A 19,474-nucleotide genomic window follows, 5' to 3' on the forward strand; every position below is an offset into this window, starting at 1 on the left:
CGTTTACCCAAGGGTAAGCGGCTTTTTTATAACAATGCGATTGGTTAGCAAGCGCCTAAAACGAGTCACTCCGTTTTTGACTACCAAAGATTTATTTATCATTTGGTTTCAGGAAGACTAATATTTGCAAAAAAACCTTCGGTATTCGCGGCTGTAATTTTCTGTGCTGATTGCAAAAATCTCTTTGACACTATAAGGCATTTTTTGACTGCTTCATCTGGATCTTTAGAAGATTTTGCTTCTAAGTACTCCAACCTCCACAGCGCAAATAGCGCTTCCAGATTCAACTTAGCTCCCATATTGAGCTTCCATATTTCATCAGGTTTAAAAAAAGTAGAAATACCTGTAACTAAAGTAATCGATAACGATAGCCCTGTTATCCATAATAATTTATTTGGAATTTCTAAGCTGTCTTGTGAGATAAACGGGATAATCACACTTAAAGCTAATGTTGTTACCCCTAATATTCTAAAGCTTAATCTGGGGCCTTTGACATGTGAATCATAAAAGGAATGAGCCGATTCCATTTCTTTAATTACCAAATGTTCAATTTCGTTAATGACATCCATTTCAAATTTATCCTATATATTGAAGTGACTTATGGTGCTTAGTTCATGTGAGCCTTGAGCTAATAGCATTGAACCATTCAAGGACTTCACCATTTACATCTACTTCTTGAAGGTGGGCATAGCTCATTCTTGCTACAGCACGGGTATTTAGCTTTTTCTTTACATTGCTTTCTTTGTAGGGGGTAAGGTCTACAAGTAAACTTGGTATATCCGTTTGAGCATCAATTTCTAACTCCATGTCGAGCTGAAATGCGTCCTTGATTGCATCAACATGGAGATAATTCTCTGCCTCACGTTTACTGGTCAGGAATGCAATAGAATCATCATCTCGACCATTTACTGTGTCGCGAGTTTGTAGATACTTTGGTGGCTGCTCTGTATCACGATCATATATATGAACTTCTGGTCTACCGGTATGCTTTAAGTAGTGTGAATTTACCCAGTCTTTTAATGTTGAGCCTCCGAGTGGTAGTAATACAACTCTTGGATCATTATTTAGGTCAGGCACATCTACCCCATCTCTTATGAGTATTGTTGACATGCCTTTGAAGAAGTTAACGTCATTTGGACCTTCAACACAAAGAAATACTTGTACTCGACTGTCCGGTAAAACACCTAAATCTTTTGCTATAACGTCATATACACTGTTAGAACTCTGAGCAACGACTAGCTCACTACTTTCATTTCGTGAAATATGCCTGATGCTCTCTAGGGGCAGCTGACCAGCAAGTGCAGGTACATGAGTAGTAAGAACCACTTGGCAGTTTTCGAGACTCGAAAGCTCACTAAATGCTTCTAATAATAGTCTTTGATTATTTGGGTGCTGTGAAGTTTCCGGTTCTTCGATTGCATAAATGACACCTCGCCCAGAGTTCTCATTTTTAATTCTTTCTGCTTCTGCCTTAAAAAAACTGATTAGTACAAGTCTTCTTACACCACTGCCACGTTTGTTGATATAAATGCCATCATCGCCAACTAATGAAAGTTTGAAAATGCTATCCCATTTGGGTTCGGCTTTAAATTCAGGTTGAAGTTGCTGAGCTAAATCTGAGTCGATATCATTCAAATGGCTTATCGTATTAGTCGCTACCGCAAGAGCTTTTTCTTTTACTTTAACCTTTATCTCATTGAGATCGCTTTCAATTTCATTAAGTGCATTTACAACAGCTGCTTTCATCGGGTCTTGAACTTCAGATTCTTCATCTGTACTTGGACGATCTGCTCTGAAAAGAGCAAAGTGTGGAAGATATGTTTGAATCTGCTCCCAGATAGTTTTTCCGTCCTCTTTTGCCAATGAAATATATTGGAGGGTCAGTCGAAGTTCACCTTTTTCACGATAAATAGCTTGGCGTAAAACAACATTAGATCTTCGGTCTTCAACTTCAATGGCCAAGCGTTCCGCAATTGCTTTTAGTTCATCATTTTTCTTTAAAAGAATTCCTTTTGCATCCCTTACTGAAGGGTGGCTACAGTAAGCATGAATTGCGCCCGTCCCCCTACCTTTTCTGAATATTTTGTGTAGCTCTAATAGACCATCATCATTAAGAAGATATTCATCGTTTAATGTTGTTTCGGAAGTTGCGTCTATGACAAGGTTTTCGGGAACACCTGAGAATACACAACCGATTTTCACATCATCATTTTCTTCAGCGTAAACGCATTTATCACTAATATCATACTTGCATAATTTATGTCCAAAGAAGACACCCAAAGCATCAAGAACAGTTGTTTTACCTACATCGTTCCTTCCAATTAATGCAGTTAAGTCATCAAGAATGATTTCTGTTCTTCCTTGATAACCACGGAAATTTTCTATTATTAACTTCTCTAGCTTCATGCTGCTTCTCGAGTATTGAATGTAAAAGTTGATGTTAGGTGACTCGTAACCGCTTATTAAGAAGAATATTTCCTTGTTTAAATAAAGAAGTGCTCTTCCTTTGACCTATTGCAAAAAGCCAGCCTAACAGCATTTATATGACCAATTAGTAATCTAGAACAAAAATTGATAAAAAAGTCAGCATAAAAAGATGCAAGCCCTTGTAGAAAGAAGGAATTGAATTACAGAGGTCTGAATAGCTTAAGTCTCAAGCGCTTATAACTACCCACCGCCTTAGTCTTTCAACTCAAGCCTCACCTATTTTGTACTACTTATAAAGAGAGATATTTGAGTAATCTTGCAACTAAGCATGAACAAAGCTTTCATCTAAAGGCTTTATAACCCGAGCTCAATCACCAAATCTTTATATGTATTATTAAAATATATTAATACGATCACTTTTTGTTGATAACTATTGAGTAAAATGTCGCTTATTGCTTTACCCGCTTACCATTAACAAACAGTGAAAAGGAGATCCCATGTACTTTAAGAAGTACCTGCCAGTTGTTCTTGGCTTAATAGTTGTTGGATGTAATAGCAGTAGCGACTCCCCTGCCACCCCACTAGACCCAACAAAACCCGTGGACCCGCCGGTGATTGTTGACCCGCCAGTTGACCCAGAGCCCACCCCTAATGAGCCTAGCTTTGGCTTACCGGAAGGTGTGTTAACCGTTGCTAGCGTAAACTGTACTCAGGTGTTTTCTTCCACTTCAGCCTTAGTAGATGCAGCTTCTAAAGAAATGGACGCAGGTACCACGCTTTGTTTAGCCGATGGTGAATACAGTGGTGATTTTCAACTTAGTTTTGGTGGCAATGGCACCTTGGAGCAGCCTATTAAAGTAGCTGCCGAACATCCTGGCAAGGCCATCTTAAAAGGCGGTGAAGTAGCGATAAACATGGGCGGCAGTTTTGCCCAATTGCAAGGGCTAATTTTTGATGGCGTGGAATACGGAAGCAACTTAATTGCTACCCGTTTTGGCACTAACGATTTATGCCACAATTGCCGAATTAGTGAAATTGCGATTATTGATGCCAAAGCACAAGACGACTACGGCATTTTGGTACATATATACGGCAAAGATGTATGGCTAGACCATAGCGTAATTAGCGGTAAAACCGTGCAAAACCCGATGATTTCTTTTAACCGTTGGGTAGATGATAGCTGGGATGAAGCCACTAAACTGGCCGAACTTGCTCAAGGCATTGTGGTGTACAACAACTACATTGCTAATCGCCCGCCCGCCAACAACAAAATGTATGCGGGAAGCAGCGACAACGATTATGAGGCCATTCGCACCGGCTTAAGCTTTACCCACCATTACCCTGGTAATTCATTTATTGTGCGCAATGTATTTGAGCGGATCCAAGGTGAAGCCGAGGTTATCTCTAACAAAGGTTCTAATAACGTTATTGCTTACAATACCATTCGCAATAGCTATGGCTCGTTAACCAACCGCCACGGCAACAGCAACAAAATTGAACACAACTTTATTTTAAGTGAAGACTACCCACTAGCTGGCGGTATTCGAATTGCCGACGACGGCCACTCGGTAGTGAATAACTACATTGAAGGCGCACGCTACCAAAATACTAGCCACCACGGCGGCATAGTATTATTAGGATACGACGGCGCGGGCGATGGTGATAACGGCTACCAACAGGTAGAGAATGTGCACGTAGCTAACAACACCATTGTTGATAGCGTAAACAGCTTAAATATTGACGGCGGCGGCAAACCGCAGCAGCCTAAAACGGTTTATTTGGCCAATAACCTTATCGATAAAGCCATTGGGCCGGTGATTACCCAAGCTGAGCGCGGCATGCTGCCTGATTCAACCGTGGTAGGAAACATCTTCCACGGGCAGGCCTTTTCTGATGACGACGCGGTGCCGTTAGGCACTGCCGGCATTGAGTTTTACTCTGCAAACTTACAAAGAGGAACTGATGAGCTATATCGCCCTTCGGATAGCTCACCTAACTTAGATGCAGTAAGTGACTACAACAAAGGAGATTTTGCTGAGGTTAATCTAGATATGGATGGGCAAACCCGCACCGAGCCAAGCAGCGTTGGCGCAGATCAACCGCTAACAAGCAGTGTTAGTTTAAAAGCGCTGAGTTTTGCTGATGTAGGGCCAAGCAGTTATCAAATCAGCAAGCCTCAAGCCACCATGTTAGAAGCAGAGATCATTAACCCTGCCTTTGACGATGAGCTAGACGCTTGGACTAACAACGGTGCTCAAATCGCCGAGGCAAGTGAATCGTTCTCGAGAAGTGCTAGCGCCCAACTTAGTGGCAGTAGCAGCTTAAGCCAAACAGTTCAGTTAAAGGCTAATACTCCATACGCTCTGTCGGCTTTTGTAAAAGGCACTTATCAGCTGGCCTTGGGTGAGATAGCGAAACAAGCAGGCGTAGTTACCGACGATGACTATAGTTGGGTAAGTAGCGAGTTTAACTCTGGCGATGCTACCGAAGCGCTACTTACTTTAAGCCTACCCGACGCAGTAACCACCGATACCGATTTGGTTGATGGAAACTTAGGTGAATTTCGCAGCAATAGTGGCTCGAGTGATGCTTGGGTACAACACGAAGATAGTGGTGCCGGTTTAGGCGATGTTGGTAGCTCTGGCGACAGCGCATTTAGCGACAGCGGCTCTACTAGTAGTGGCTCGGCGCGGATCCGCTTCAAAAATTCGGCCAGCAATCACGATTTTACTGCCACCCCAGGTTTGAGCCAAACCGTTGCTAATATTCCACTAAACACCGAGTTAGAGTACTCGCTGTATTACTGTGACAACAAAGGTGATAGCTCTTTAAGTACCTTACATTACGGCGCAAAAGACAGCACTGGCGCAATAATCGCCCAAGCCTTTGCCCATGTGAAAGACTTAAGCAATGCCCCGCAGGGCAGCGTTAAAAGCTGTTTTAAACAAGTAACGTTAAGCTTTAACTCTGCTGCACATAGTAGCGTAGAGGTATTTGCTTATATGCAAATTGACACGGCAAGCTACAACGATGCTGCAATTTATGCGCATGAACAATTTACTGACGACGAATTAGAAGTGCGGATAGATGAGTTCAAACTTAGCTACTCAGCAGCGCCAGATGCTGCTAGCGAAGCTTTTTTTGATGACATTCGATTAATGAGTCGCGAAGACTAACTGCAAAATAGAACCTAAAAAGCAGCACCTAGGTGCTGCTTTTTTATTTTAGCTACGCCTATTGGCAAGTATAACCTGATACAACGTTACCGTTTTTGTCGTAGTACTGCGGCGCATTGCCGGTGCCGTTAAACGAGCTTTGGTTGTAACGAATATTGTTGTTAGTACCGCGTGCAGTGCTAGTACTTAAACCACAAGGCACGTTGTAAAAAGACGCCGTTACTTGGTAAGGGTTACGCGTTGTAAACTGCGAGGCATTATTGTCTTCAACCACTAAGTTAGAGAAGCCAAAGGCTAAAATGGTGTTCTCACCCGTTCCTTTAAAGATGTTTCTAACCAAAGTAATGTTACTGCTAGCTTGAGCATGGTTTAACGGGGCGTGGTGATCTTGAAAGGCCAATACGTTAATACCCGTAGCAAAGTTGCCTGAAGCACCCACGGTAATGGTATTGCTATCTACCACAATATCGCGGCTGTTATGTTCAACATTGATGCCTGCTGTAAAGTTGTTCTCGATATCGTCAGACGAGTTAATATCATCTTCCGTTGTACTCACTGTGTTACCCGCAACAGTTACGTTAGCCACAGTAGCCAAAGCAATGCCAAACTCGTTGGCCCCCTCTACAGTGTTTGAGTTAACTTGCGAGCCATTGGCAAACACGACCGGTTTATCACTAAACTGAGCGCGGGCTGCTGCATCAAAAAACGGAATATTGGTAAAGCTTGGCGGCACGTATACCCCGTCGTTACCCGCATCTACAGAGATCCCTAAACGCACTCGATTACCACGAATACGGTTATTTGAAATGTTTAGTGTTCCGCCGTTAAGCACTACGTTGTTGGCACTTACATTCCACACGTTGTATACCCGGCCAACATCTCGTAGCAGTTCTACACTGCGATTCACTTTAATAAAGTCATTGTTGGTAATCGACAAATTACGTGGAATTAAACCCGAAGACGCCACACCAACAGCGGTGTTTTCAAAGGTATTGTTTTCGATAGTGATGTTAGCAATTTGCTGGTAAGCATCTTCGTAAGGAATGTTAATTAAGCGCGCATTAGAGTGGTCGTTACCTGCTTCACTGGCCACTTGGGTATTAGTATTTTGGCCCTTCTCGTCAATTAGCAGCAAATTACGAATAGTCACATTCGAACTTTGAATATTAAACAAAGGTTGAAAACCGTCGTCAGAAGTACGAATGATACGGCTTACGCGAAACCCAGCTGCACCTTGAATAGTTACCGGAGTTTGAATATCAATTTGCTGGTCGGTAAATATGCTGCCTTGAATGGTAATCACATCTACGCCGGTGCCGTTGTTGGCTGCATCTTGCAAACGCGCACTTAACTGGCTGGCATTGCTGGCAGTATAGTTAGCGGCATTTGCACCGCTAGCCAAAGCAACGGTTGCTAGAACCGCAATGGCCGAAGGCTTTAACAAAGCCACTAATGATGATGAAACCTTCCTTGAAGCTTGGTGGCGCTTTAACATGAACTGCATCTCCTTGAGTTAAATTCAAGGCAAAGCTAACACCACACATCAACAAATAAAACACAATTGGATTACCAATTTGATCTTTTGTTAACCTGTCTGCATAAATTTTTATTTGTCTATTGCATTAAAAAATCTGAGACAAGGATCACTATAAAAATCTAAAAACAATGCCAAGAAAAGCCTTTCTTTGGCGATTAAAGCTGCACTCAGCCAGCTTTAAAACAATAACACTTTACATTTTTAAGAGGTAATACCAGAAGAGTCGCGTTAGAGATCGACAAAACATTCAAACATATTGATTTAATAAAAACCGAATATTTAACAATCAAACAAGAAATTGGTTAACCGCGAGGATATTTCTAGCGCTGGCAACTTTTATGACGATACATTAACTGATCAGCTTGCTCTAACGCGCTGTCGATAGAAGGATATTGAGTAAAGTCTACTTCCAACAAACCGTAACTAAAACATAGAGGGTAAGCGAGCTTATGCTGCTTGGCAGCTGCACTAAGATCGCTGGCGAATCGTTGTAGTATTTCGGTTGCATCCGCTTCGTTGGTATCGGTAAACATTACTACAAACTCGTCTCCGCCCATGCGGGCAAACAGATCAGACTCTCGAAATGAAACACGCATTTGCTCGGCGAATAAACGCAAGGCATTGTCACCTTCAGCATGACCGTATTGATCGTTAATGGGTTTAAACTGGTCTAAATCCATATAGGCAATAGTAAGCGGAATAACTTGCCTGCGGCACATGGCGAACGAGTAATGTGCTAGCTTCATAAAGCCACGACGATTAGAGATGTTGGTTAATTCATCGGTAATCGCCATTTGCAGTGCAGCCAGTTCTTGCTCCACCATTACCGCTAAATCATCCAATGCAATGAGGTCATCTTTAGTTAGGCTTTTTGGCTTAGTATCGATAATGCATAAGGTACCTAGCTTCTCTCCATCTGGAGTAGTAAGTGGGTGCCCGGCATAAAAGCGAATGTGCGGGTAGCCAGTTACCAGTGGGTTATCGGCAAAGCGCGGATCTGCTAGGGCATCTTCAATTTGAAAGGTATCGTCACCTAAAATGGCGTGACCGCAAAAAGAGATGTCACGAGGCGTTTCACTGGCATCAACACCAAAACATGATTTAAACCATTGGCGGTTTTCATCAACCAAACTCACTAAAGCAATTGGCACATCAAATAGCCGTTTGGCCATTCGAGTAATCCGATCAAAACGCTCTTCTGGCATCGTATCCAAAATATCGAGATCTTTTAAAGCTTTAAGGCGACTTGCTTCGCCAATAGGTGTACTTGGTGCTTGCATAGCTAACTTCTAGTAGGGCAAAAAGTAAACTATAAGTTGATAAATCAACGCTCTAGAAACTTTGTTGCCGTTAACAAATGTTCAAATTTAGTATCTATGGCAATGCTGTAAATGGCAAGTTTATAAATAACAAATGTATCTTTATTCGATAACAAAAGTATAAGAGAAGGCGCTCTGACAGCGCCTTCTATAACGAGATAAATAAACCAGCTTGGTGGCTATTTAAGCTTATTGATAGATGCTAAAAATGTGGCAATGTGCTGATTAACTTGCTCGCTATATTCATACTGCAAAGCGTGTCCTGCCCCTTCAACGGTGACTAGCTGACAATGCTCGCCTAAGGCTTTTTGAACACCCTGCGCTTGGCGATATGGCAATACTTTGTCGGCATCTCCCCACACAACCAAGCTAGGTATATTAGTTTTAGCCACTGCAAAATAAGCATCTAGCATTGGCTCTTGCATCAAACCTCTTACGGTTGCCAGCATTGCTTTTCGGTAGCCCTTGTAGCGCATTTGAGGCTCGAACTGTGCCACCCAGTCGAGTGCTTTTTCTAGGTTAGATAAATCGTCTAACTGTCGTTTAGGCAAACTAGGTATCACAAAGCTATAGGCCACATATTCACCGATAATCGGTATAGGCAAAGGCGCAATTTTGGGAGTGGTAGTTAAAGGTGCAAGTAAGATAAGCCCTGCGACACTATCGGGGTACAATTCAGCAAACCTTACGCTAATCGCCCCGCCCATAGATAAACCTGCTAAATACACCGGTTCATCTATTTGCTGGTCATCGAGCAACTCCTTTATTTGCTCCACAAACAGCTGCCGAGTATAAGCAGTATTTGGCCTAGCCGAATAACCTCGGCCATATAGATCAACGCTAATCACTTGGTAACCCTGCTTAAGTAGACTATTTACGTTACGTTCCCAAACATAAGAAAATGCAGAAAATCCATGAATTAGCACAACAACAGGCGCAGTGCGTTGCCCCTCTCGATGAAAGTGAACTAAACCATGACTAAGTTGTACGTGTTTTCCGGGAAGGTCGTCGGCGTCAATATCGGCAATTTCAAACACTTCTTGATTGCGATAAAAGGGTAAGGCAAGGGCTGCCACTAGCAGTAAAAATAACAAAAACTCTATTAAATATAGCATCGTCATTCCTCCACTTAAGGGGTAGTTCAACTATACAATAAAGCACTGTAAAAAGGAGTTAGTATTGACGAATATTTGACCGACTTAACCTTCAATCAATACCAACTCACTATTATTGTGATGACAGTAAGTTCATCTAAGATTTAGTAGCGCATTACGCCTACCAAGGCACCTCGATGCCCATTTCTTTAATTAATCGATCTACTTCTTTCCAAGCCGCTTTTTTTTGCGTCATGTCTAGCTCTTCGCCGATTAAGAAGTCGCGATCGCCAGGTGCATTACCATGGCCTAACAGCGCAGCAATCGACATCCACACATAGGCTTGCTCTGGATCTTCATCCATGTTTTCGCCTTCGAAGTAATACAAACCTAATAGGTAAGCAGCTTCTTGGTGTTTGTTTAATGCAGCTTGGTTATACCAAAACTCGGCTTTGCCGAAATCTTGCTCGGTGCCTACGCCATTCCAAAAGTTTTCTGCTAACAGAAATTGCGCTTCTGCATCTTGCTGCTTAGCAGCAACCATTAGCCACTCAACCGCCAATTCAGGCTTACTGCCTTGGCTAGTTAAGCCCTCTTGGTATAACACCGCAGCTTGCGTCATGGCAGCTACATTGCCTGCTTTGGCAGCTTTTAAATATTCTGCCAAGGCTGCATCGTAGTTTTGCTCTACGCCGTCACCGTGGTGTAGTTGCTGAGCACGAGTAAACTCTTGCTCGCCACACACGCCGCTACATACAACTGCAGCTGGTGTTTCACTAGTACTAGTTTGATTGTTGCTGCTACAGCCAACGATAAACGCGGCGGCAATACAACTTGCTAAACAATAAACTGATTTTTTCATTATTATTCCTTTGTTGACCACTGCCTAATGACCAAAGAAGGCAGCGGCAGCAACGCTACCACACAATCGCTCGAAGAAAATAGTGAATAATTATTTTGTTGCGATTAATCAATTGCAGGGGAAATACAGAAAAAAGTGCTATTGCGATCACAAAGTTGCTGCTAATACGCATTAACAGCAACAGTTCGATGAATATAGTGACTATTTTATGCAGTTATCGAAGAAGGTCACAGTGGCTGGCCAATCAGAAAATACGCCAACTAACTCAAGATCTTTTTTAAGTACATTAAGTACTTCAAATTCATGCATAGAGGTGTACTTGCGCTCGATGGTCCAAGTAATTAAATCTAAACCCGCTTCTTTTAGCTGCTTGGCATAGTCGGTAGCAACTACTGCTCCATCTTGCTCTTCAACAAGCGCAGTATAAATGGGCGCAACAATATTGATGTTTTTAGCGGCAATTTCTGTTGGGCTAGGCACACCATCAAGCAAGTAAATAAGGTAAACGGCTTGCTCCCCAAACTCTGGGGTGTTGGCGACCCAGTATTCAACATCGTCAATTGAGAAAGATTGAGCATAAACCTCGCTAGGCTCAATGCCTGCCTCAATGTATTCATCAATCATTTTTTGGGCAAATTCTTGCTGGGTAATCCCTGCTGCTGCTAGGTCTTGCGCAGCGGGTGTTTTAAGCTCTGGGGTCATTTTTACGCCTAGCTCCTTAAACAAGGCGATACTCTCTTTATGCGACATTAATGTGCCAACCTCAGCGTAAAGATCGGTACGGAAACTTGGCGTTGCGTCCATGTATTCTTCAACTGTGGTTGCTTGTTTATTAGCCGCGTCCATTTTACCGGTAAGGCTTTTATATTCAGCCAAGGTAAAGTCTGAAGTACGACACTCGGCAGTGGCCTCTACGCCATTAGCAGCGTCTGCCGGAGTGAAGGGAACTGAACATTTAGCAGCTAACTCTGGCACTGCCAGTACGTTGGTGGTGGTGTGTAAATCAGCATGTGAGTGGCGACAAACTAGTTCGCCATCTTTAGTAAAGGCTACATCACACTCAAGCACACCTGCTCCCATACGCGCTGCAGCCATATAGCTTTCTTTAGTATGCTCTGGGAACATGAGTGGCGCGCCTCGGTGACCAATGGAGAAGTCACTTACACTGTAAGTTGTCATGTCATCTACACACGCTTGCAAGCTTGTTTTTAGCTCTCCGTCGGCGAGCTGATCAACTAAGAATGCTGGACGAGGCCCTAATTGCACTTTTGATATAGCCCCAGTGTTGGCCGCTTGAATAGGATTGTCGTCGTCGCTACAGGCGCTTAATAGTACAAGTGGGCAGAGAAATAGCCCTAGCTGAGAGAATTTCATTGGTTAACGTCCTTATTGTTGGTGAATAACATCGATTTAAGAGCTAACCAGTAAAGATTCACCGGGTGACAAAGTGATGAAAAATTGATGTTAGATTTATGTCACAAAGATGAACGGCTTGTAAAAGCAACAAAGCCAGCAATAACTATGCTGGCTTTGTTGATTTTAGTTGATTCTAGGGTCTGTTGATCTTTGCTGATGGTTTTTGCACCAAAGATCAACAGACCCTAGTAACTAGCGATAATCAGGAATGCTGCGATTCCAGGTCACTAACTTTTTATCATTAGCTTTGTTGCGCCAATAACTGGCTAAGCGCGGGTTAGGCTCGGTGGCCAAGCCTACTTTATAGTAGTAAGCCAAAGTACTAGCAGCAGGTTTAGAGCCTTTATCAGCGGCTAAACTAAACAGTTCAAAGGCTTTGTTATAATCTTGCTCAACTCCACGACCGTAATGGTACATGCGGGCCAGTGACCAAATAGCTTGTGGGTTACCCTGCTCGATAGCCTGTTCAAATAAGCGCTGCGCTTTTGCGAAATCTCGCTCACCACTTATTCCATGGTAGTAGAGCAAACCCAATTCACGGCTGGCTGCTGGGTGCATTTCTTGGCTAGCCACTTGATAATAACCAAGTGCCTTAGTTAAATCGGCTGCTTCAAACATGCCTCTTGCACTAGCTTTACCTATCCAATAAGCCGACTCTGGTCTGCCTTGCTCTGCTAACTGCTGGTGTAAGTTATAACAGCTCTGCTGTTTTTTAAGCTGGGTGCACCAAGCACTTAAACGCTGATCTTCATTAGTAGCGTTTGGCTTTGCAGAAGCCACAAAGCTATTACTCAAAGCTAGGCTTAGCCCGGCCACACACCAAATAAGTAATTTTTTCATGATTTTCATCCTTGGCTTATTACGACAACTTAGGAGTTAAACCTACTCCCTTGTGATCTAAGTCGCATTTTGTATGCCAAATATAAAAACCATATATTTCAAAGCAATGACAGAATCTAAATTCCAAATCACACCATAATGAAGCAATAATCACCAAGTTGAGTCACCAAATCAGTAATTATGAAATACAATAATAAAGAAAATATATTTATTAATAGCCTTTCGCCGATTTACGCCATTGCAGTGGCGTTTGCTTGAACCACTTTTTAAAGCTGCGGATAAAAATGGCCGGTTCTTTAAAACCCAGTTGCAAAGAGATATCTGCAATTGATAGCTGGCTATCAACTAAAAAGTCCACTGCCATGGTTTTTCTGGCGTCTTCTAACAAGGTTGAATAGCTAGTTCCTTTGGCTTTTAAGCGCTTTTGCAACACTCGAACATGCACTCCAAATAACTCCGCTACATGCTCAATACTGGTGTTTCCATCGTAGATTAATGGCGGCAAAATTTGATAAATAAGATCATCCAAGTCTTCAAGCCGCTGTAAGGTTTCGCTACTTTGTTTACGCAGTGCTTCTGCAGGGTAAACTTGCGCGCCAGTAACGTGGGCCCAACGCTGTTCAAACACAATCGCATTAATAGCTTTATTGTCTTTTACCGGGCAATTAAGAAGTTGGGATAGCTCTTTAGTGTGACTAAAACTATGCATTAACCATACTTCGGTCGCTCGCCACGACTCACCAAACAATGTTTGGAAGGTTTTAAATAAGTTACACAGCATTGCCCTATGCATAGAGTCACAACTAAGTTGATCAGCAAAACGTAAACTAAATTCGGCTCTAACTAAGTCCCCTTCCTTCACTAAATCTAGGTCAGTTCCGCTCGACTGAGCATTCAAGAATGCCTTCAACATTTGGATCATCGCTTCTAGATTAGGCATGCTTTGAACCGCAATGGCTAGTACCCCTTGCTTACGCAAAGGCATCGACAAGCCACAACGTGCGCTGGCCAAAGGCTGTTGACTAGCGCGATCTGCAGCTGTCATTAACTTTGCCACTTTAAGCTGGCTAATTAAGCCGCTGGTTTGACGCAATAAACTCGGCGAGATATCTGCAGCAGCTAACAGTCGGTGCCTGTCTAAACCTTGCTGCTCCAATATGTCTACAACCCACTTCAAGGCTGGTAACTGAAATTGATATTCCTGCATCTCGCCGCCACTTCCCTATGAACCATAATCATCATTTTTGCACTTGTTCGCAAAATGTCAATTTACCGCCATGGTTTGATTAAAATAGCAGCAAGTTGAAAGGCCGAGTTGTATTTCAGATTGTTAATTTTTGCTGGCCATACCCAGCACATATTTAGGATCAATAATGACAAAATCACTTAAAGCTATTTTCGCCATCGCACTATTAAACATGACTATTAGCATGCCTGCATTTAGTAAAAGCGCAGCAGAAGAACGTGCAGAATCAGACCAAATGGTTCAAGAAACCTTGGTAGACTTTAAGAAAGAAAATAGCGACATTGCCGGTAAAATCAACGGCGCTGTAGGTTACGCAGTATTTAGCAATGCCGGTATCAACTTGTTTGTTATCTCTGCTGGCGGCGGCCATGGTGTAGCCATCGATAATGCAACTGGCAAGCGCACTTACATGAATATGGGTGAAGCGGGTGTAGGCTTTGGTGCTGGTGTTAAAGATTTTAGAGCCTTAATGGTGTTTAATACTCGCGAGTCTTATGACAAATTTGTTGAATCTGGCTGGTTGTTTGGCGCACAAGCGGATGCCTCAGCTAAAGCTGGCGATAAAGGCGGCTCTGCAGAAGGCGAAGGTGCTATCGGTGACGTAGATATCTATCAAATGACCGAAGCTGGCTTATCGTTAGAAGCGACCGTAAAAGGCACCAAGTTTTGGAAAGATAAAGACTTGAACCAAAGCTAGACTTAACTAAGTAAGCAAATAACAAAAAAGCTTGGCTCAATTGGCCAAGCTTTTTGCTTTCTGCCTTTTACTTTCTGCAGCTCTAGATACCGGTACTCATGGTGTATTCTGGCAAACCAGTATGTGGGTCTATTTGTTCTTTCACTAGACTAAAACCCTGAGACAAATAGAACTGATAACTAGCGGTGTTTTGCTTATACACCGACAAAGTTAAAACACTGCGCTGTTGCTTGGCATGAGCAATGAGCTGTTTTCCAATACCCTGCCCTTGTGAATCGGGTGCCACAAAAATAGCCGCAATATGCTTTTCGTCAAGCGCATAAAACCCAAGTACTTGGTTGTCTTGCTGATATACGTAAGTCTCGGCATTAGGTAGATAGAGATTACGCATATTATCTACTTGCGAATGCCAAAAGCTGGCATCTACAAAATCATGCGCTTTTATCGAAGCGGCCAGCCATATATTCAATACTGTTTCAGTATCACCTGATTGATAAGGTCGGATCATTGTGAATGCGATATTAGTGACAAGTTAAACAATGATACCGCAAACAAACAGAGAAAGGGCATGTCAGCTAAATGATAGTTTGATGAAGGTTAAGCTAGCTGCGAAAAATCTGATTCGAGCTCTGAAATATCAAGAAACGAATAAACAATAAGGCACAAATTTAGTGCCCTTCTTGCTCCATTTTCTCTACAAAGTCATCAAGCTCTTTTCCAGGACTATGGCTAAACACCCGTTCTTGGTGCTTAAGCTCGGTAATTCGATCAACCCGAAAGCTACGAAAATCATCGCGCAACTCGCACCACGCTAGCAAGGTCCAGGTGCCTCGCCAAAAATAAATGGCCAGTGGACGAATTTCTCGTTTGGTGCAGTCAGCTTTGGCATCTTGGTAGCAAATCTCTAGGTATTCACGCTGTTGCGAAGCAATACGCAAAGGATCTAAATATTTGAATTGGTCGCTGTCGATATAAAAATCGGGGGCAAACATTAAAGATTGATAGGCTTGTAGGCGTTGTGGCAATACCGCTTCTACTTTAATCATTGCTTGCTTGGCAGCCGAAGACAGTTCTTTGCCTGCCCAGGTTTGCACCATACGCATGCCAATTTGAATGGCCTCTAGCTCCGCTTCATTAAACATTAGCGGTGGTACGCTAACTTCTTGGCGCAACAAATAACCTACGCCAGCTTCTCCTTCAATGGGAATGCCACTTAAACAAAGATCTTGTACGTCACGGTAGATGGTGCGAGTTGATACTTCTAAACGGTCGGCTAAATCTTGGGCAGTGGTGAGTCGCCGCATACGCAAAATTTGTACTATCTGAAAAAGCCTGTCTGCCCGTCTCATAAATCATCCCTGCCAAAGTGCAGAGCAAACACTAGCCCAGCTTTAAAGGCTGAGCTAGCTAAATTTGCTTGCATAACAACGTCGATATTACTGGAACTTAGACCACAGACCTATTTTATTACCTTCACTATCCACAAATAAGGCGAAGTAACCATGCTCGCCATCTTGAATGGCAGTAACAGGCATTAAGATTTGCACGCCCGATTGAGTAATTTTATCCACCAATGGGCTAAGTTTTTCGCTTAAATGCAGATAAACGGTGCTGCCATCCATGCTTGGCTTCATCATTTCATGCTGACATAAACCAAAACTAGCAGCCTCTGGATCTTCGGTTTCTAAAATGGCCATATCCATATCGCCCATATTCTCGCGGCGAAAGGTTAGATCAAAGTGCTCGGCGTAAAACGCTAACGCGCGGTCCATATTGGCAACGGCGATCTCTGCCCATACTAAAGGTGCAACTGCTAACATAACTATCTCCTTGCTGTTACCGGCTAGCCCCCATGGCCAGCCAGTGAGATAACTATAGTCCCCCCCTACTGACAACTACCTGTCAGTAGGGTTTCAGTAGCAGCGTTTTATTTTGTGACCAGTATTCTGCGCTAGCTCGAATAGTTTGCAATTAGCTTTGATACCCTAAAGCCAAGCTATTGAATCTGATTAGCTTATTTGCAAAAATTCTGGCGACAAATTTATCACTATAAACACAAGGAAATGTGAGTGGCTAAATATGAGTTAGTGAGTTTAGGCGCTCAAAATGGAAATAATCGCGATAACCATGTGGTACATAGTCTGTGTAAAGCCTTAGATATCACACCCGCTACAGCTCAAAAATACTTGGTTGAAGGACATGTCCTTAAAGAGAGCCTTTCACTAAGTTTGGCAAAAAGCCTTGCCGCAGTATTTAGCGAGCATGGCCTACGAGTAGAGCTAAGAGAAATGGCAGTGCTTGAAACAAACAGCGCTGCACCTACTGCCTCTCATAGCAAAGCTCAACAAAATAGTGCACCTAAACTAAAAGCAGACTTTATTAAACTGCTTAGTGGAGAGTTCCCTCGCTCTAGCGTAAGCCGAGAGTACCGAATTGGCATGATATGCACGCTACTTATTAGCCTAATTGCTCCGCTTATTTACTTGCTTATGTTAGTGGGTTTAATCAGTTTTTCGGTGTTTTACTTCTCGGTGTTAGTTGAAAACATCGGTGATTTTTCTGGTGGCATTGCTAAGCAATTTCTCCTCGTTGTTCCTTATTTTATTGTTATTGTGCTGTTTCTGTTTTTGCTTAAACCTTTATTTGCCACCTACCAGCAACCCAAACTATATCGCCTACAAACCAAAAGAGCCCCGGCATTATTCAATCTAGTTGATGTAATGTGCGACAAACTAGCGGTTCCTCGCCCAACAGAAATTTGCTTAGATACCCAAGTAAATGCCTCTGCCGGAGGCCTAAACGGCTGGCTTAGCCTACGTAAAGGCGAGTTACGCCTAACCATAGGCATGCCCTTACTAACCGGCATGAATATGCGCCAGTTAAGTGGCATTTTGGCGCACGAGTTTGGCCATTTTGCTCAAACCCAGGCGATGCAAACCCGCTATATTGTGCAAACCGTTAACCATTGGTTTTATAGCCGAGCCTACCAGCCCGACGAATGGGATTTACGCCTGCAAAACTGGGCTAAACAAGAACACATGCCCTTTGTTATGAATATCGCAATTATTGCTGCTCAGCTTTCTATAGGCTTTACTCGATTCATTTTTAAAGGTTTGTTTAATCTCAACTTTAAGCTCACTCAATATATGTCTCGCGCAATGGAGTTTGACGCCGACAGCTACGAAAGCCGCTTTGTGGGTAGCGATCAGTTTGAGAACACCGCCATTGAACTGCGTAAGCTGGCCTTAGCCGCGCAAAAAGTAGCAGACATCAATAAACTAGCCTGGAATGACAACAAACTACTGGCAAATATACCGTTGGCGGTTGCTAATTTGGCCAAGCAAGCCAGCAAAGCGCAAATGAACAAAATAGAACAGCAAATGCAGCGCACAGACAGCTCAACTTGGGATAGTCACCCAGCAGATAAAGATCGTATTGCTTTTGTTACATCACGAGGCGACCAAGGTATTTTTAAATCTGAATTACCTGCAGCTTTACTAATTGGTGATATTGACACCTTAAGCGAGTCGGTAAGTGCTTTTTTCTATACTCAGCAAGGCATAAAGCAGCCCAGCAAATTTACAGTGAGTAACGACAGCTTAATTGAGAATGAACAACAAAAACAACAAACTGCCGAGTACCTAAAGCAGTTTTTTGGAGAGATCTACAGCGGACGCTTTTTCCATCTCTCCAACCTTGTGGACAATAAACCCAGCGGTTTAAGCGACTGTATCGCGCAGATTAATGCCCAACATCTACAAATCAACAATCAGGAACAGCTCTACTTTAAGCAGCTAGACACCTTGCGTGTCGCCTCTTTAGTAAAGCTTTATTATGAAGCTAACTTAAATATAGCGCCGGAAGAGTTTGACCTGCCTGCGAGTAATCGAGTTGATGTAGGTAATTTAATCACCGAATCTACGGCGGCAATAAAGCAACATCAAAATGAATTTAAACCCTTTGATAAGCTGTTACATCACCGCATTATGCTGTGTCGTTCGTTGATGTCGAGCCAACAAAGTGCCCGGCTAGATAGCTTATTAAACGCTCTCCAAGGCATGGCTAAGCTGGAGCCTATTATCAATAACTTAGAGCGTTTTCACTTTATCCTCGATACGCTAATCAACCTAGACGATGAATGGCAATCAAAAATTCATTCTCGACTATTAGCGCAAACAAACTTGTGCGCCTTAGAAACTAAGCGTTTAGCCATTGAAGCGAAAAACATTAGCCTACCAGATCCTAAATACCCTAACTTGGCTGAGTTTATCGAAGGCTGGAATGGCGGCGTACTGGACTTCTCCCCCACTATTCAACCCTCGCAATATATGTTCATTTGTGAACAGAGTTATAAGGCAGCAAAATACAAACACTATTGGTTATGCGCCGAGCTTAGCCAGTTATGCATGGAGGTTGAGAGCAGCATCGATACTCAAGCACTAAGTGAACCCGCCGATGAGCTCGCCTTAGTTTAGACAATTACCTCATCCAGAGCACAGTTTTCCACGACCAGCAGAGTAACTAGGGCCTGTTGATCTTTGCTGATGGTTTTTACAGCAATTTAGGCAAGGCAGTGAGTGTGAAGTTTGGGCTTAATAATCACTCGCTAACGCCGAATAAATGGCTAAGAAATGCTGCCCGAAGGGTTCAGATAAGCGAACTTTACTCTTCGTTGAACACTTTTCACTTAGCCCACTAGGTTTCAAAGTGCTCGCCGCGATTAAAGCCCGCTTATCTTGAATAAAATTTCAACACCAAAGATCAACAGGCCCTAGCACTAACTCAGCAAATTAAGCCCAAAGCGAACAATTTTGTACAAAACCTTCTGCTAATTCTGCGCTATGATGACAGCTTATACCA

At 42.9% G+C, this 19,474-nt stretch carries 15 protein-coding genes; 3 read left to right on the forward strand and 12 right to left on the reverse strand.

Annotated features, from left to right (window positions below):
* Positions 1 to 98 precede the first annotated feature (98 nt).
* Positions 99 to 569: a hypothetical protein gene (locus OAG1_RS14250; protein ID WP_338621754.1), complete on the reverse strand. Its 471-nt coding sequence runs from the start codon at positions 567 to 569 to the stop codon at positions 99 to 101.
* Positions 570 to 612: 43 nt separating this feature from the next.
* Positions 613 to 2,406, reverse strand: coding sequence for an ATP-binding protein (locus tag OAG1_RS14255; protein ID WP_338621755.1), 1,794 nt, complete (start codon positions 2,404 to 2,406; stop codon positions 613 to 615).
* Between the two features lie 518 nt (positions 2,407 to 2,924).
* Here OAG1_RS14255 and OAG1_RS14260 point away from each other — a divergent pair.
* Complete coding sequence (locus OAG1_RS14260) at positions 2,925 to 5,603, forward strand: polysaccharide lyase 6 family protein (RefSeq protein WP_338621756.1); 2,679 nt, start codon at positions 2,925 to 2,927, stop codon at positions 5,601 to 5,603.
* Positions 5,604 to 5,661: 58 nt separating this feature from the next.
* On the opposite strand, the gene OAG1_RS14265 is transcribed toward OAG1_RS14260, so the two are convergent.
* From OAG1_RS14265 to OAG1_RS14295, 7 genes are all read right to left on the reverse strand, one after another.
* Positions 5,662 to 7,098 carry a hypothetical protein gene (locus tag OAG1_RS14265; RefSeq protein ID WP_016402816.1) on the reverse strand — a complete coding sequence of 479 codons (1,437 nt, stop codon included), beginning with the start codon at positions 7,096 to 7,098 and terminating at the stop codon, positions 5,662 to 5,664.
* Positions 7,099 to 7,460: 362 nt separating this feature from the next.
* Complete coding sequence (locus OAG1_RS14270; RefSeq protein ID WP_152779416.1) at positions 7,461 to 8,420, reverse strand: sensor domain-containing diguanylate cyclase; 960 nt, start codon at positions 8,418 to 8,420, stop codon at positions 7,461 to 7,463.
* Positions 8,421 to 8,638: 218 nt separating this feature from the next.
* Positions 8,639 to 9,574: an alpha/beta hydrolase gene (locus OAG1_RS14275; RefSeq protein WP_338621757.1), complete on the reverse strand. Its 936-nt coding sequence runs from the start codon at positions 9,572 to 9,574 to the stop codon at positions 8,639 to 8,641.
* Positions 9,575 to 9,734: 160 nt separating this feature from the next.
* A complete protein-coding gene (locus tag OAG1_RS14280; RefSeq protein ID WP_016402813.1) occupies positions 9,735 to 10,415 on the reverse strand; it encodes a tetratricopeptide repeat protein in 681 nt (226 codons plus the stop codon).
* Between the two features lie 201 nt (positions 10,416 to 10,616).
* Positions 10,617 to 11,789, reverse strand: a complete 1,173-nt coding sequence (locus tag OAG1_RS14285; RefSeq protein ID WP_338621758.1) for a glycerophosphodiester phosphodiesterase family protein — start codon at positions 11,787 to 11,789, stop codon at positions 10,617 to 10,619.
* A 234-nt stretch (positions 11,790 to 12,023) separates the two neighbouring features.
* Positions 12,024 to 12,671, reverse strand: a complete 648-nt coding sequence (locus tag OAG1_RS14290; RefSeq protein ID WP_338621759.1) for a tetratricopeptide repeat protein — start codon at positions 12,669 to 12,671, stop codon at positions 12,024 to 12,026.
* 211 nt (positions 12,672 to 12,882) lie between these two features.
* Positions 12,883 to 13,878 (reverse strand): AraC family transcriptional regulator ligand-binding domain-containing protein, encoded by a 996-nt coding sequence (locus tag OAG1_RS14295; RefSeq protein WP_338621760.1) that lies wholly within the window; start codon positions 13,876 to 13,878, stop codon positions 12,883 to 12,885.
* Positions 13,879 to 14,044: 166 nt separating this feature from the next.
* On the opposite strand from OAG1_RS14295, the gene OAG1_RS14300 reads away from it, so the two are divergent.
* The gene (locus tag OAG1_RS14300) at positions 14,045 to 14,614 is read left to right on the forward strand and encodes a YSC84-related protein (protein WP_016402808.1); all 570 of its coding nucleotides are present in this window, start codon (positions 14,045 to 14,047) and stop codon (positions 14,612 to 14,614) included.
* A gap of 82 nt (positions 14,615 to 14,696) precedes the next feature.
* Here the strand turns inward: OAG1_RS14300 and OAG1_RS14305 are convergent, their stop codons facing one another.
* The 3 genes from OAG1_RS14305 to OAG1_RS14315 form a co-directional block, all read right to left on the reverse strand.
* A complete protein-coding gene (locus OAG1_RS14305) occupies positions 14,697 to 15,122 on the reverse strand; it encodes an N-acetyltransferase (protein ID WP_152779427.1) in 426 nt (141 codons plus the stop codon).
* A gap of 160 nt (positions 15,123 to 15,282) precedes the next feature.
* Entirely contained in the window at positions 15,283 to 15,963 is a 681-nt protein-coding gene (locus OAG1_RS14310) for a YafY family protein (RefSeq protein WP_338621761.1), read from the reverse strand.
* Positions 15,964 to 16,050: 87 nt separating this feature from the next.
* A complete protein-coding gene (locus OAG1_RS14315; RefSeq protein WP_016402805.1) occupies positions 16,051 to 16,434 on the reverse strand; it encodes a VOC family protein in 384 nt (127 codons plus the stop codon).
* A gap of 249 nt (positions 16,435 to 16,683) precedes the next feature.
* Here OAG1_RS14315 and OAG1_RS14320 point away from each other — a divergent pair, with 249 nt between their 5' ends.
* Positions 16,684 to 19,089, forward strand: a complete 2,406-nt coding sequence (locus OAG1_RS14320; RefSeq protein WP_338621762.1) for a M48 family metallopeptidase — start codon at positions 16,684 to 16,686, stop codon at positions 19,087 to 19,089.
* The last annotated feature ends 385 nt before the right edge of the window (positions 19,090 to 19,474 follow it).

Origin of the sequence: Agarivorans sp. OAG1, from assembly GCF_037076485.1 — a bacterium.
In the GTDB taxonomy this organism is placed as follows: Bacteria; Pseudomonadota; Gammaproteobacteria; order Enterobacterales; family Celerinatantimonadaceae; genus Agarivorans; species Agarivorans albus.

Bases quoted from the DNA above. Each gene is read 5' to 3' on its own strand.
- OAG1_RS14310 (WP_338621761.1), bottom strand. From the start codon at position 15,963: ATGAGACGGGCAGACAGGCTTTTTCAGATAGTACAAATTTTGCGTATG.
- OAG1_RS14305 (WP_152779427.1), bottom strand. From the start codon at position 15,122: ATGATCCGACCTTATCAATCAGGTGATACTGAAACAGTATTGAATATA.
- OAG1_RS14300 (WP_016402808.1), top strand. From the start codon at position 14,045: ATGACAAAATCACTTAAAGCTATTTTCGCCATCGCACTATTAAACATG.
- OAG1_RS14285 (WP_338621758.1), bottom strand. From the start codon at position 11,789: ATGAAATTCTCTCAGCTAGGGCTATTTCTCTGCCCACTTGTACTATTA.
- OAG1_RS14275 (WP_338621757.1), bottom strand. From the start codon at position 9,574: ATGCTATATTTAATAGAGTTTTTGTTATTTTTACTGCTAGTGGCAGCC.
- OAG1_RS14290 (WP_338621759.1), bottom strand. From the start codon at position 12,671: ATGAAAAAATTACTTATTTGGTGTGTGGCCGGGCTAAGCCTAGCTTTG.
- OAG1_RS14315 (WP_016402805.1), bottom strand. From the start codon at position 16,434: ATGTTAGCAGTTGCACCTTTAGTATGGGCAGAGATCGCCGTTGCCAAT.
- OAG1_RS14255 (WP_338621755.1), bottom strand. From the start codon at position 2,406: ATGAAGCTAGAGAAGTTAATAATAGAAAATTTCCGTGGTTATCAAGGA.
- OAG1_RS14260 (WP_338621756.1), top strand. From the start codon at position 2,925: ATGTACTTTAAGAAGTACCTGCCAGTTGTTCTTGGCTTAATAGTTGTT.
- OAG1_RS14250 (WP_338621754.1), bottom strand. From the start codon at position 569: ATGGATGTCATTAACGAAATTGAACATTTGGTAATTAAAGAAATGGAA.
- OAG1_RS14280 (WP_016402813.1), bottom strand. From the start codon at position 10,415: ATGAAAAAATCAGTTTATTGTTTAGCAAGTTGTATTGCCGCCGCGTTT.
- OAG1_RS14270 (WP_152779416.1), bottom strand. From the start codon at position 8,420: ATGCAAGCACCAAGTACACCTATTGGCGAAGCAAGTCGCCTTAAAGCT.
- OAG1_RS14295 (WP_338621760.1), bottom strand. From the start codon at position 13,878: ATGCAGGAATATCAATTTCAGTTACCAGCCTTGAAGTGGGTTGTAGAC.
- OAG1_RS14265 (WP_016402816.1), bottom strand. From the start codon at position 7,098: ATGTTAAAGCGCCACCAAGCTTCAAGGAAGGTTTCATCATCATTAGTG.